Source organism: Pedobacter borealis DSM 19626, assembly GCF_000708285.2.
Taxonomy (GTDB): domain Bacteria; phylum Bacteroidota; class Bacteroidia; order Sphingobacteriales; family Sphingobacteriaceae; genus Pedobacter; species Pedobacter borealis.
The window spans coordinates 84,910-97,348 of record NZ_JAUG01000016.1; the positions used below are offsets into that span (position 1 = coordinate 84,910).

15 protein-coding genes are annotated in these 12,439 nt (G+C 37.8%); 13 read left to right on the forward strand and 2 right to left on the reverse strand.

Annotated elements, in window-relative coordinates; translation table 11 throughout:
* Positions 1–192 precede the first annotated feature (192 nt).
* The 6 genes from AW17_RS06950 to AW17_RS06970 all read left to right on the forward strand — a co-directional run bounded on the left by AW17_RS06950 (position 193) and on the right by AW17_RS06970 (position 4,852).
* On the forward strand, positions 193–1,836 hold the full coding sequence (locus tag AW17_RS06950) for a glycine--tRNA ligase (protein WP_029275402.1): 1,644 nt from the start codon (positions 193–195) through the stop codon (positions 1,834–1,836).
* A gap of 410 nt (positions 1,837–2,246) precedes the next feature.
* Positions 2,247–2,939 (forward strand): 2'-5' RNA ligase family protein, encoded by a 693-nt coding sequence (locus AW17_RS06955; RefSeq protein ID WP_029275403.1) that lies wholly within the window; start codon positions 2,247–2,249, stop codon positions 2,937–2,939.
* 17 nt (positions 2,940–2,956) lie between these two features.
* Positions 2,957–3,436 carry a hypothetical protein gene (locus tag AW17_RS06960; protein WP_157280230.1) on the forward strand — a complete coding sequence of 160 codons (480 nt, stop codon included), beginning with the start codon at positions 2,957–2,959 and terminating at the stop codon, positions 3,434–3,436.
* A gap of 156 nt (positions 3,437–3,592) precedes the next feature.
* Positions 3,593–3,898, forward strand: coding sequence for a helix-turn-helix domain-containing protein (locus AW17_RS06965; RefSeq protein ID WP_245235017.1), 306 nt, complete (start codon positions 3,593–3,595; stop codon positions 3,896–3,898).
* Positions 3,852–4,001 (forward strand): helix-turn-helix domain-containing protein, encoded by a 150-nt coding sequence (locus AW17_RS24860; RefSeq protein WP_245235018.1) that lies wholly within the window; start codon positions 3,852–3,854, stop codon positions 3,999–4,001. Before AW17_RS06965 ends, AW17_RS24860 begins: the two co-directional genes overlap by 47 nt.
* Before the next feature lie 86 nt (positions 4,002–4,087).
* Positions 4,088–4,852 carry an SDR family oxidoreductase gene (locus AW17_RS06970; RefSeq protein ID WP_029275405.1) on the forward strand — a complete coding sequence of 255 codons (765 nt, stop codon included), beginning with the start codon at positions 4,088–4,090 and terminating at the stop codon, positions 4,850–4,852.
* A gap of 196 nt (positions 4,853–5,048) precedes the next feature.
* Here AW17_RS06970 and AW17_RS06975 read toward each other — a convergent pair whose 3' ends face one another.
* Complete coding sequence (locus tag AW17_RS06975; RefSeq protein ID WP_029275406.1) at positions 5,049–5,306, reverse strand: hypothetical protein; 258 nt, start codon at positions 5,304–5,306, stop codon at positions 5,049–5,051.
* A gap of 138 nt (positions 5,307–5,444) precedes the next feature.
* On the opposite strand from AW17_RS06975, the gene AW17_RS06980 reads away from it, so the two are divergent.
* The 7 genes from AW17_RS06980 (at position 5,445) to AW17_RS07015 (ending at position 11,823) form a co-directional block, all read left to right on the forward strand.
* Complete coding sequence (locus AW17_RS06980) at positions 5,445–6,134, forward strand: CAP domain-containing protein (protein WP_029275407.1); 690 nt, start codon at positions 5,445–5,447, stop codon at positions 6,132–6,134.
* A gap of 219 nt (positions 6,135–6,353) precedes the next feature.
* Positions 6,354–6,866: a GtrA family protein gene (locus AW17_RS06985; protein ID WP_029275408.1), complete on the forward strand. Its 513-nt coding sequence runs from the start codon at positions 6,354–6,356 to the stop codon at positions 6,864–6,866.
* A gap of 579 nt (positions 6,867–7,445) precedes the next feature.
* Positions 7,446–9,227, forward strand: coding sequence for an aromatic amino acid hydroxylase (locus tag AW17_RS06995; protein ID WP_029275410.1), 1,782 nt, complete (start codon positions 7,446–7,448; stop codon positions 9,225–9,227).
* Between the two features lie 31 nt (positions 9,228–9,258).
* Positions 9,259–9,510, forward strand: a complete 252-nt coding sequence (locus tag AW17_RS07000) for a hypothetical protein (protein ID WP_029275411.1) — start codon at positions 9,259–9,261, stop codon at positions 9,508–9,510.
* 408 nt (positions 9,511–9,918) lie between these two features.
* A complete protein-coding gene (locus tag AW17_RS07005) occupies positions 9,919–10,620 on the forward strand; it encodes an SDR family oxidoreductase (RefSeq protein ID WP_029275412.1) in 702 nt (233 codons plus the stop codon).
* 52 nt (positions 10,621–10,672) lie between these two features.
* Positions 10,673–11,035 carry a magnetosome magnetite crystal formation protein family gene (locus AW17_RS07010; protein WP_029275413.1) on the forward strand — a complete coding sequence of 121 codons (363 nt, stop codon included), beginning with the start codon at positions 10,673–10,675 and terminating at the stop codon, positions 11,033–11,035.
* 242 nt (positions 11,036–11,277) lie between these two features.
* A complete protein-coding gene (locus tag AW17_RS07015; RefSeq protein WP_029275414.1) occupies positions 11,278–11,823 on the forward strand; it encodes a C40 family peptidase in 546 nt (181 codons plus the stop codon).
* Between the two features lies 1 nt (position 11,824).
* Here the strand turns inward: AW17_RS07015 and AW17_RS07020 are convergent, their stop codons facing one another.
* Positions 11,825–12,430 carry a YdeI/OmpD-associated family protein gene (locus tag AW17_RS07020; protein ID WP_029275415.1) on the reverse strand — a complete coding sequence of 202 codons (606 nt, stop codon included), beginning with the start codon at positions 12,428–12,430 and terminating at the stop codon, positions 11,825–11,827.
* Between the last annotated feature and the right edge of the window lie 9 nt (positions 12,431–12,439).

Below are 12,439 nucleotides of genomic sequence, written 5' to 3' on the forward strand. Positions count from 1 at the left end.
AAGAGATTTAAGGGCATATAAGCTAATTGGTCGCATATCTGATTCCTTTGAAAGATGCTGAAATAAATTTACTTCGTAGCTTTCCGCTTCGCTTCAGGTCAGCAGGACGATCGCATTGTTTTTTTAGCTTGATCAAAAACCTTCAGCCTTATACCTTTAAACCCTCCGCCTTTTTATTATCTTTGCTGCATTATGGCTCAAAAGAATAACGACGAACAATTTAAAAATGTAATATCACACGCTAAAGAATACGGTTTTGTATTCCAGAGCAGCGAAATATATGATGGCTTAAGTGCCGTTTACGATTATGGCCAATTGGGCGCCGAGTTAAAAAACAACATTAAAACCTACTGGTGGAAAGCCATGGTACAAATGCATGAAAACATTGTAGGGATTGATTCTGCAATTTTTATGCACCCTAAGGTTTGGAAAGCCAGCGGACACGTTGATGGTTTTAACGACCCAATGATCGACAACAAGGATTCAAAAAAACGTTACCGAGCCGATCAGTTATTAGAGAATAAAATTGATGAACTATATTCGGAACTGGCCAATTTCAGTGCAGAAAACAAAGCAAAATTTGAAGAATTTCAACAAGAAATATTGGGTTTAAGTGATGAAGGTCAGGCGAGCTGGGTGCCAACATTTAAAGATGAGGAAACGATTTTAGATCATAGTAAATATCCTTTTGTTGAGGAAGCGAGCTGGAGATTTGTTAAAAAGGGTTTAACGCTTGAAGTGGAAATGAACCTTGCGCTTAAATCTGAAAATTTAGCACAGCTAAAAGATTTAATTGTTGATTACAAAGTAATCTGCCCGATTTCTAAAACTTCTAACTGGACTGATGTGCGCCAGTTTAACCTCATGTTTAGCACACAATTTGGTGCAATGGCTGAAGGAAGCGATGAGGTTTATCTTCGTCCGGAAACAGCACAGGGTATTTTCGTAAACTTTTTAAATGTTCAAAAATCGGGAAGAATGAAAATTCCTTTCGGTATTGCGCAAATTGGTAAGGCTTTCAGAAATGAAGTAATTGCCCGCCAGTTTATTATGCGTATGCGCGAATTTGAGCAAATGGAAATGCAATTTTTTGTTCGCCCGGGTGAAGACAAAAAATGGTTCGAATACTGGAAAGAAGCACGTTTGAAATGGCACAAGGCTTTAGGTACTTCGCCCGAAAAATACCGTTACCATGACCACGTAAAATTAGCACACTATGCCAATGCGGCTACTGATATTGAATTCGAATTCCCATTCGGATTTAAAGAAGTTGAGGGGATCCATAGCCGTACCGATTTCGATTTAAAGCAGCACCAGGAGTTTTCTGGCAAGAAAATGCAATATTTCGATAACGATTTAAATGAAGAAGGTAAGCCTTATGGCAACTACGTTCCATACGTAATTGAAACTTCTATTGGTTTAGATCGTATGTTCTTGTTAACCATGATTAATGCATTTGAAGAGCAGGATTTAAGCTCCGATGATAAACAGGATAGTCGTACGTTATTGCGTTTACATCCAGCTTTGGCGCCATACAAAGTGGCTGTTTTCCCATTGACCAAAAAAGATGGTTTACCTGAAAAGGCCCGTGAGATTATGGATACCTTGAAATTTGATTTTAACTGTATTTATGAAGAGAAAGATGCTATCGGTAAACGTTACCGCCGTCAGGATGCTGTTGGTACACCTTTCTGTATCACTGTTGATCACCAGAGTTTAGAAGACAATACGGTTACTATCCGCCATCGCGACAGCATGGAGCAAGAACGTGTAGCCATTGCCGATTTAGGAAACATAATAGGATCAGCAGTAAGCTGGAAAACTTTGTTGGCATAATTTTAACCACCTTAGACACCTGAGGGCGTCTAAGGTAGATTTATAATATTTGAGGGTATATCATAAGTTAATTTTCCCTCAATCTGTCACGTTGTCCAAAGGACTCCTACGGAAAGCCTGTCGAAACGCTTTACTACAAATCTAAGTAGGTCCTTCGACAGGCTACCATTGACAGACCTCCATAGAAAGGTCGTCCTTGCGAGGCACGAAGCAATCTTAATGCGCACGCTTGTAGCGATCGTTGTAAGATTGCTTCGTCGGCTGAAAAAGCCTTCTCGCAATGACGATTCCTCGCAGCTTATAATACGCTAAAAATCCTTATGTCATTTATATTGATTTTTACAAAATAAATTACCCCTCAGTATGACAATCCTGTATCGGTGATACGCTTTCTTTTTGTGTATGAAAAAATGAATTTAGCCGAGCATTACCATAAACTTTATACCGAATCAATCGCAAAGATAGCTGCCGGAAATTATGAAACAGATCATTTAATCGATTCGGATACCGATCAGCGTTTTGGAATCACGCTGGTAATCAGACCAGATGCTGCAACGAAAGGTAAAATCCAGCAGCTTTTAACTGAAGCAAAAGCAATTGAACCTGATCAATATTATTATCAGAATACTGACATACACATTACCCTAATGTCTATCATTTCCTGTTACGAGGGCTTCGACTTAAAGAATATCCATGTTGAGGATTACATTCAACTCATCCAACAGGTTTTAGCCAGACATAAGCGTTTCAAGATTCAGTTTAAAGGACTTACGGCATCGGCATCCTGCATTTTAATTCAAGGTTTTTTAACCGATACCTTAAACGAAATCAGAGATGATTTGCGAGCTGGCTTTAAAAATTCAGATCTGCAGCAGAGTATCGATAAACGTTATGCTATCCAAACCGCCCACGCTACCGTAATCCGTTTCAGATCGGAGTTAATCCATATAAACGCTTTGCTTAGTCTTATCGAAAAATACAGGGACTTTGATTTTGGCACTTTTGAGGTGAAACAGGTAGAATTGGTTTATAACGATTGGTACCAGCGGGAAAAATATGTTAAAAAACTGCATCAGTTTTCTTTATATTCGCAAACGGATTAACCAAACAAATTAACGCTGTGAAAACACCCTTAAAAATATCTTTAATGGCATTGGTATGCCTCTTAATTACCTCATCCTGCAAAAAAGAAACACCTGCACCTGAAAAAGACATTTTTACGGTAAATATAGATGGTAATTTAGAGAATTTTACCTACAATTCTGTAGTTAACAGCAACTTTATGACCAGTTCGAGTGGCAAAATGATGCGAATAGTGGGCGATGGTCCTGTTAGCATGATTAACATAAACATTAACGATTATAGTGGGGTTGGCGAATACTTTTTAAGTGATAATCGAAGACAAGTAGTTGGTGCTTATGGTAAAAAGGCCTTAGGTAGCCAAAAAGAAGAAAATTATGTCTTAATTGACGGAAGCGTAAAAATTCTCAGCGTAACTGAAGATAGAATTAAAGGAACTTTCTATTTTATTGCAACCGATTATGGCGGAGCCATAAAAAAAACAATAGACGGAATCTTTTATCTCCGGTTAACAAAATAATAAACGAGGCTCAAGTGTAGTTTCAATAAACAACGGGGGCCACGCCTCCTCTTCAACACCCAGTAATCCTTCAGTCACAAAAAACAAATGCTCATTAGGTAATTTCTTAATCAATGGCTTGAATGGTATATTTGTTTAGCGATCAAAATCATTTATATGAAAATTCCACAGAAGTTTTTTGCCCGTCGACATGAAATTGCGGCAGATTATTTAAAAGAATTAGATAAGCACCTTGATGACATTGTATCTGGCCGTGCGACAGAAATGTTTGAGGTAAGAGATTTTGCCGATTTAATCCATGTACACCCAACTCATTTAAGTAATACGATTAAAGCTGCTACTGGTCATTCGCCATGTTTCTTTTTTGAAGAGCGTTTAATGGAAATTTCCAAAGCAATGTTACAGAATATTAAGTATGCCTATTGCCGAAATTGCAAGGACACTAACTTACGATCCATCTAACTTTACCAAGTTTTTTAAACATTTCTCTGGCCAAACACCCAAACAGTACAGAGAAGCTTATTTTCAGTCTTTGGCCACAAATAAGGAAATTGTCACCATATAAAACTTAAACAGTCACCATTTATACTTAAGCTATCACCATTTTTACAGCGGGTTTCCATCTAACTTTGTTTAATAAATTAAAAGAAAATGGAAACACAAAATAAAATCGCCCTGATAACCGGTGGTAGCCGCGGATTAGGAAAAAATGCTGCTTTAAAAATTGCGGCAAAAGGAATTGGCGTGATTGTTACGTACCAATCTAAAAAAGAAGAAGCAGAAGCTACTGTTAACGAAATAAAACAGCTAGGGGTACAAGCTGCCGCGATACAGTTAAATGTAGCCGACACCACAACTTTCGATGCTTTTTTCATATCAGTTAAAGCTGTACTGAAATCCGTTTTTAATGCTGAAAAATTCGATTTTCTAATCAATAATGCAGGAATCGGCATTCATGCATCTTTTGCCGAAACTACCGAAGAACAATTTGATACTTTGGTAAACATCCACTTTAAAGGGACTTTCTTTTTAACCCAAAAGGCTTTAACGTTATTAAATGATGGCAGTGGGATTATTAATCTTTCTACTGGTTTGGCACGTTTTGCTACCCCTGGCTACGCAGCTTATGCATCGATGAAAGGTGCTGTGGAAACCTTAACAAGGTATGAGGCTAAAGAACTAGGTTTAAGAGGAATCAGAGTTAACGTTGTTGCTCCAGGTGCCATTGAAACTGATTTTGGAGGTGGTGTAGTGCGCGATAACGAGCAAATAAATGCAGGAATCGCCTCAAATACTGCCTTAGGCCGCGTAGGTTTGCCAGATGATATTGGTGGAGTGGTGGCCTTTTTATGTACCGAAGATGCCAGATGGATTAATGCACAACGCATTGAAGTATCGGGTGGTATGTTTTTGTAGTCTCAGCTTTAAGTTTGTAGCCACAACTTCTGTCTCAACTCGAATTGTATCATAAAGAAGATTTCACCTTAGATGATGTCATGTTGAGCTTGTCGAAACACCTTAAAGAGTATTTTAAAAGGTCCTTCGACAAGCTCAGGATGACAAACCTATAATTGTGATACAACCTCTTGAACATCTGCTTTATACCCAACCGTTAATAAGCTGGGATTCCATACCAGTTATGTCGATCAACCCTTGTAATTTCAGACGTACCAATCTGGTTTAGAAAACGTTTAGCACTCACCAGGGTTTTACTTTCACGTTCATCAATATTAAAATAAACAGACCGTTTATCTGCAGCAAATTCTTTCCTTACCTGATTCGAAACCGTTCTATATGCTGCCGTATCAACCTGCGCCTTTAAGGAAACCGCAAAATTTAATAAACAGCCTAATACTAATATTCTTTTCATCATCGTTTTCTAAAACTAAAAATACGCATATTCACATTGCCTTATCAGGTAAAGGCTATAACTAATTGCTTACGCGATATTATTTTAAAAAACGAGAAATAAAAAAAATTAAAAGACGTTATCCATGAAAATCATCCTATGTTTAAAATACTTCTACCTGTCCTTTTGCTCTTATTTTTTTCCAGCCAGGTTAATGCCCAAAAATGGACAGATGCCGAATTCCGCAAAGCCAATACCGCAACAAATGCATCTTATTTAAGCAATGAGGAAAAAAATATAGTGATGTATATGAACCTGATCCGCATTGATGGCGAAAAGTTTTATTATACGTTTTTAGAAGACTATATCAATAACTACAATGCTAAAGTGCGGAAGTACAGAAATTACAATGAACTCCGGATTACCCGAAATAATTCCTATTACACTTCCTTACTTAAACATTTACGTGGCGTAAAAAACCTGCAGCTATTTTATCCTGATGATAAATTAACATCGTTAAGCAGGAGCCATGCGCAGGATTTAAACAGGAATAATCTAGATACACATGAAAGCAGTAACGGAGATAAATTTTCTAAACGGTTATCCAGATACTTCCCTAACAAGGCCATGAGCGAAAATATCGATTTTGGCTACTCTAACAGTTTAGATATTGTTTGCCACCTGTTGTTAGATTGTGGCGTACCTTCTCTTGGTCACCGCTTTAATTTACTTGATCAAAAATACAAGCTCAATACCGTTGGCGTAAGCATACAGCCCCACCCCTCTTATACCTGGTGCGCAGTAATTGATTTTGTTGCACAAGCTGCTTCTTATGCTAATAATCAATAAATCGATAAATTATCTCATTAACCGTAGCAATAAAAATTTAATTGTAAATTGCGCCCAGTAATAACGCTTGCACAACAAATCGCATATTTCAAGGCCATCACGTCCTGCTGAACTCGTTTCAGCATCTTTATCGCAGGAAAGATCCTGAAATAAATTCAGGATGACGACCGCTTATGCAATTTGGTGAAGCCCAATAATAACAACGAACAGTTTTAAGTAATGCGCAAAATAATTTTAGCCGTAATAGATTTTTTTCACCCTCCTTTTAAAAAATTTATTTCCTTACATAATTTCAGGTACCTGGCCACTGGTGGCGCTACTTTGCTGTTAGGGATCTTAAGTTATTATTTTGCTTACTTTTTCATTTTTAAAACCGAAGAAGTAGATTTTGGGATAATTGTACTTCAAAGAGAAACCGCATCGCTATTGGTTGACTATGCCGTTGCCATCCCAACCAGTTTTTTGCTCAACAAATACATCATATTTACACATAGCGAATTAAAGGGCAGGGTTCAGCTTTTTAGGTTTTTAAACCTCCAGTTCATAAACATACTGGCCAACTATGTTTTGTTGAAGTTTTTGCTGGAACTTTTAAGAGATTACCCAACTTTGGCAATGCTTTCGAGAATACTGGTTTCAGTTTTAATGGCACTTTTCAGTTACCTCTATCAGCACTACTTTACGTTTAGCGTTAAAAAAATCGGGAGTAAAAAGGAGGAGAAGAAGCATTAATAACCCTCAATAATTGTTTGCCATGGAGGCACCGTTCAAAGATCTCTCCTCCGAAGGAGTTCCTTTGGAACACTCCGCAGTGCTTCGGTCGAGATGACGACTTTACTGGATCTGTTATAAATTGCTTTTAATTTTATCTATTTTTTGGAAAGCAATTACAGGAGTATTTCGGCTTCTTCAGTCCCGCCTTTAATCAAGTCCTCACTCGTACCTCGTTCCGGGCTTTACGTTACAGTCGGGTTTAAATGGCCACAGTATTGCTCCTATTTTCGTTTTTTTCAGCAAAATGCAGAAAAAAAACAAGGTTCATCAGCACAAGCTTTTGCACCTAAACGGGATGGAAGCGATATCCTTTTGCGGTCAGCCGGGGCGGTGTCGAAGGGCAGCAAAAGATATAGCAAACAGCCCGACCGAACCTCGCCGATGAAACACGACAGCACCTTTTCTAATGATTAAGCCATCATTTTACCCGACTAAAACCTTTATTACTTTCGCCTGTTAATTTATCCAAGCACTTTCTTGATAAGATAAAAACAACATCATAACTTAGCTGCCGACCAACTTATTTACAGATTAACCATGAGCCATTTTAATGATTTTAATAATGCGCAGGTAGCAAAATTGCCCAATCATTTAAAGCAATTTATTGTTGCCCAGAATTACGAAAAATACACGCCGATCGATCAAGCGGTGTGGCGTTATGTGATGCGTCAGAATTATAGCTATCTTAAAAATGTTGCCTACTACCCTTACATAAAAGGCTTACAACGAGCGGGTTTAAGTATCGAACACATTCCCGATCTGCAAACCATGAACGACAATCTGGGCAAGATTGGCTGGGGCGCCGTAACTGTTGATGGCTTTATTCCACCAGCTGCTTTTATGGAATATCAGGCCTACCGTGTACTGGTAATTGCTGCCGATATCCGCCAGATTAATCACATTGAATATACACCTGCACCAGATATTATACATGAAAGTGCTGGTCACGCACCTATTATTGCCGATACGGATTACAATAATTATTTAAGTTATTTTGGTTCAATTGGCGCAAAAGCCATGTTTTCGGCGAAAGATTTTGAACTTTACGAGGCCATTAGGAAATTATCCATTTTGAAGGAAGCCATAGATGCAGATGAGTTTCAGATTGCCAAGGCAGAAAAAGAGCTGCGCTACATCAGCGAAAACATGGGCGAACCTTCTGAAATGGCTTTACTTGGTCGCTTGCACTGGTGGACGGTTGAGTATGGACTGATTGGTACTTTAGAAAATCCAAAAATTTATGGTGCTGGTTTGCTTTCTTCTATTGGTGAAAGTGCAACCTGTATGCAAAATGATGTGGAGAAACTTTGGTATAACATCGATACGATTAATTACGCTTACGATATTACCAAGCCACAGCCGCAGCTTTTTGTAACCGAAACATTCCAAAATCTTATCGATGTTTTGGAAACCTTTGCCAATACCATGGCCTTTAGAAAAGGTGGCACCGAAAGCATTATGAAAGCAATTGCCTGTAAAAATGTGGCCACAGCAGTTTATAGTTCGGGCTTACAGGTAAGCGGTGTATTTACCGATATTGGTGTGGGTACAAAAGATGAGGTAACCTTTATTAAAACAACCGGTCCTTCGGCATTGGCTTTTAAGGGAAAACAATTGAGCGGCCATGGGAAAGATTACCACGCTGATGGTTTTTCATCTCCTGTTGGTCGGTTAAAAGATGCTCCAAAAGCACTGGAAGATTACAGCACAGCTGAATTACAGGCTTTGGGGATAATTACAGGTAAAAAAACTGAACTTTTGTTTGAAAGCGGCATTATAGTAATTGGCGTGGTTAAGGACATTATTACCGAAAGTAACAAGCTCCTTTTAATTGGCTTTAAAGACTGTACAGTTACAGAGCGCAATGGGAATATCTTGTTTAAACCCGAATGGGGCATTTATGATATGGCCATAGGCGAAACCATTGTTTCAGTTTTTAATGGGGCTGCAGATAAAGACGCTTACGAAGAAATTACGTTAATTAGTAACGAGAAAACGCATCAGATTACTTATGATGATAAGACTTTAAAACTGCACGGCTTATACCAAACGGTTAGAGCGATTAGGGAAAGTGGCGAAGGTTTGGATAAGCTCGCCGAAATTTTCGCACAACTAAAATCGAACCATAGGCAGGATTGGCTTTGTGCATTGGAAATTCTGGAGATTATTTACCATAAAAAGATTTATCATCAGTTGGAAAAGGAAATTCAGGTTTATCTGGAAATAAAAGCTGGCAGAGAGCTTGATCATACGAAATTGATCAGCGATGGCTTACATGTAATTAAAAACCCGGTGAGTCAACTGATTACAGAGGATTGATTTATCTCTATAATTTCATTAACTTTACGTTATGACAACCATCACAGTACAAGTAGATAACGAACAAAATGCTGCGCTTCTCGAAAAGATGCTTAAGGCATTATCTTTTGTAGAAGATGTTGATATAAAAAACCATCAGCCAAATATGGTGGAAGAACCAAAAGGATCATACCAAAAATTAAAAAAGGCAATTGATAATACTGAAGGTAACATTATGTTTAAAGACATTAAAGATCCGTCTAAATGGCAAAGTGATTTAAGAGATGAGTGGGAAATTAACTGATAGGTTGCAATTAGGAAGGGGTTAAAAGTCGGTTATCACCCTGAACCGCGCCTTAGCGAGCTCACCGAAGGTAATTTATTTCAGGGTCTTCATGCAAAATAGATGCTGACCACGTAGTAGCTACAAGACAATTGAAAATGCTACTTCTACTTGTAAAATAAATTCAGCATGACGAACTTATCTTTCAAATACCTTAAATTAATTATTAATTCCAATCATCCTTATTTATAACGAGGACGACTGACAACCACGTTTGCAACATAATGTGTAAATCAAGTGATGTAATCGCTATGCTCTAATCCTTGCAAACATGGTTCTAGTTGACTTACTCTTTTTTTTCTAACTTTGATTTCATCAGGTTCGGAACATTTAAACCTTTTAACTTTACAACAATTTTTAAATTTTTTAATGAACATTATAATTACAGGTGCAAGTAGTGGAATCGGTTTCGAAACTGCTTTAGAGTTTAGCTTACAGAAAGAGAACAAAATTGTAGCCATTGCCCGATCGGCAGATAAACTGCGTAAACTCTTAGAAATTGCTAAAGGCATTAATCCTGACTGTACACTTTTACCAGTAGAATTTGACATTGTAAATGATGATTATGCCGCATTAATTCCATTTTTAAAGGAACGATTAGGATCTGTTGATATCTTAATTAACAATGCAGGGGCCTTAATTAATAAACCTTTTTTAGAAACCACAGAAATTGATCTGGGTGAAATGTTACAGAGCAATGTGATTTCACACTTCAGAATGATTCAGCATATTTTACCCTTAATGCAAAGCGGAAGCCACATTGTAAACATCGGCAGTATGGGTGGTTTTCAAGGGAGCGTTAAATTCCCAGGACTTTCAGCTTACTCGGCGAGTAAAGCAGCGCTGCACACCTTAACTGAATGTTTGGCGTTCGAATTGGCTGAAACAGGAATCAAAATCAATTGTCTTGCATTAGGGTCGGCACAAACGGAAATGCTTGAAGCTGCTTTCCCTGGTTACCAAAGCCCGGTTATGGCATTCGAAATGGGGAAATATGTTACCGACTTTGCTAAAACCGGACATAAATTCTTTAATGGAAAGATTTTACCTGTTGCTGTTACCACGCCATAATATCCATATTATTTAGTAATTTACGTGCTAAATCGAAAAACTAAAAAAACCTATGGAAACAAACTCACCTTTTAAAACAGCCGATAGTGGAAAAAATGCAGCAATTGTTAGTTACATTTTCCTTATTGGCTGGCTAGTATCGTACTTTGCGATGTACAAAGACAACAAAACAGCGTTATCAAGTTATCATTTAAGGCAATCTCTGTTACTGCATTTGGGTATTATTGTGATTAATGTGGCCTTAACGATAATTATCATGATTTTGCCAACGGCAATTTTAGGATACCTAAGCTATCTGGTGTACATTGTTTACATTATTTTTATCATTTTGGGTGCCGTTAGCGCAAATAATAGTGAGCAGAAAGCATTGCCACTCATTGGAGATAAAGCACAAACCATGTTCCCAAGTATTTAATCGAAAACAATATTTTAATTATTAGGGCTGTATCCTAAATTGTAATTCCATTCGAATTTGTCACGTTGAGCTTGTCGAAACGTCTTGCGACATATTTTAAACAGGTCCTTCGACAGGCTCTCCGTAGAAGTCCTTTGGACAGGATGACAATTCTATATTTATGATACAGCCTTGTTTTATTTGCACTCATTTTCAACATTTTAATCGACTTTGGATATTTTTTATATCTTTGGTTCCTACATATGAAGAAAATAATAGTCCCGATTGCGTTTTTCATTTTGTCTGCCACGGCAGGAAAATCCCAAACCATCATCCCGGCTCAGTACCAGGAGTTAGTTAAAAAGCTCGTTGCCAGCCTCCCTAAAGAGGATAAACCATCAAACAATTCGTCGGCTAAACAATCTGAAAGTTTAATAGACTTTGCTAAAAGCATGTTAGGCATCCCTTATCGTTATGCAACAAGTAACCCTAAAGTTGGTTTCGATTGCTCTGGCTTTGTAAGTTATGTATTCAGCAATTTTGGTTTTAAGGTTCCACGTTCTTCACGCGAGTTTAGCTATGCGGGTAAAGAAACCAGCTTGGAAAACGCAAAAGTAGGCGATGTATTGATTTTTACAGGCAGTAATTCAAGAATAAGAAGAATCGGTCATGTTGGGATTGTTTATTCTATTGATGAAAACGGGATCAAATTTATCCACTCCTCTTCGGGTAAAGTGCATCAGGTAACCATTACGGATCTTGATGGCCATTATAAGGCCCGTTTCATGAAAATTGTAAGTATTATATAACTTACTTTTTATATTTCCACATTCTTGTTTTACCCTCTGCGAGCCATTCCAATGTGGTATCCAGTCGTTTTTGCTTAGTTGCCTCTGTTTTAGCTTCCTCAAGCCACATAACATACTCCTTTTTATTGGATAAGCTAAAATTCTGAAATACGGCTAAGGCCTTAGGATCATCTTTTAATGCTTCGATCAAATATTCGGGAATAATCAGTTCTTTCTGCGCTGTAGATTTTGGCTTTGCCGGCAATTTTACATCATCCTCATTTAATTTAATTGCCTGTTGTATATAAGCAATCAGGATCTCATCTGAAGGTAAATCTTCCAAAGATGTTATTTTCCCTAACAAACCCATCGCTTCAGAACGTTCTTTAAAAATACCGTATTCATCTTGCATTAACGATCCTTTCCAAAAACCAAAGGCACAGTGGTGTTTAAAAGATGCCATATGACAAACCGTACCTTTAAAATCAAAGAATGGCATGCTCCACTTCATTTTTTCTTCAATCCGTGCATCGGCTTTATGTACCAGATTCCTTAAATGATCTAAAATGGGGATCGCAAATTCTGCCGAATTAATGATGTACTGATCTACCTGAACAATTGTCTGCATAGCTTAAAA

Bases quoted from the DNA above. Each gene is read 5' to 3' on its own strand.
- AW17_RS06950 (WP_029275402.1), top strand. From the start codon at position 193: ATGGCTCAAAAGAATAACGACGAACAATTTAAAAATGTAATATCACAC.
- AW17_RS06955 (WP_029275403.1), top strand. From the start codon at position 2,247: ATGAATTTAGCCGAGCATTACCATAAACTTTATACCGAATCAATCGCA.
- AW17_RS06965 (WP_245235017.1), top strand. From the start codon at position 3,593: ATGAAAATTCCACAGAAGTTTTTTGCCCGTCGACATGAAATTGCGGCA.
- AW17_RS24860 (WP_245235018.1), top strand. From the start codon at position 3,852: ATGCCTATTGCCGAAATTGCAAGGACACTAACTTACGATCCATCTAAC.
- AW17_RS06970 (WP_029275405.1), top strand. From the start codon at position 4,088: ATGGAAACACAAAATAAAATCGCCCTGATAACCGGTGGTAGCCGCGGA.
- AW17_RS06975 (WP_029275406.1), bottom strand. From the start codon at position 5,306: ATGAAAAGAATATTAGTATTAGGCTGTTTATTAAATTTTGCGGTTTCC.
- AW17_RS06980 (WP_029275407.1), top strand. From the start codon at position 5,445: ATGTTTAAAATACTTCTACCTGTCCTTTTGCTCTTATTTTTTTCCAGC.
- AW17_RS06985 (WP_029275408.1), top strand. From the start codon at position 6,354: ATGCGCAAAATAATTTTAGCCGTAATAGATTTTTTTCACCCTCCTTTT.
- AW17_RS06995 (WP_029275410.1), top strand. From the start codon at position 7,446: ATGAGCCATTTTAATGATTTTAATAATGCGCAGGTAGCAAAATTGCCC.
- AW17_RS07000 (WP_029275411.1), top strand. From the start codon at position 9,259: ATGACAACCATCACAGTACAAGTAGATAACGAACAAAATGCTGCGCTT.
- AW17_RS07005 (WP_029275412.1), top strand. From the start codon at position 9,919: ATGAACATTATAATTACAGGTGCAAGTAGTGGAATCGGTTTCGAAACT.
- AW17_RS07010 (WP_029275413.1), top strand. From the start codon at position 10,673: ATGGAAACAAACTCACCTTTTAAAACAGCCGATAGTGGAAAAAATGCA.
- AW17_RS07015 (WP_029275414.1), top strand. From the start codon at position 11,278: ATGAAGAAAATAATAGTCCCGATTGCGTTTTTCATTTTGTCTGCCACG.
- AW17_RS07020 (WP_029275415.1), bottom strand. From the start codon at position 12,430: ATGCAGACAATTGTTCAGGTAGATCAGTACATCATTAATTCGGCAGAA.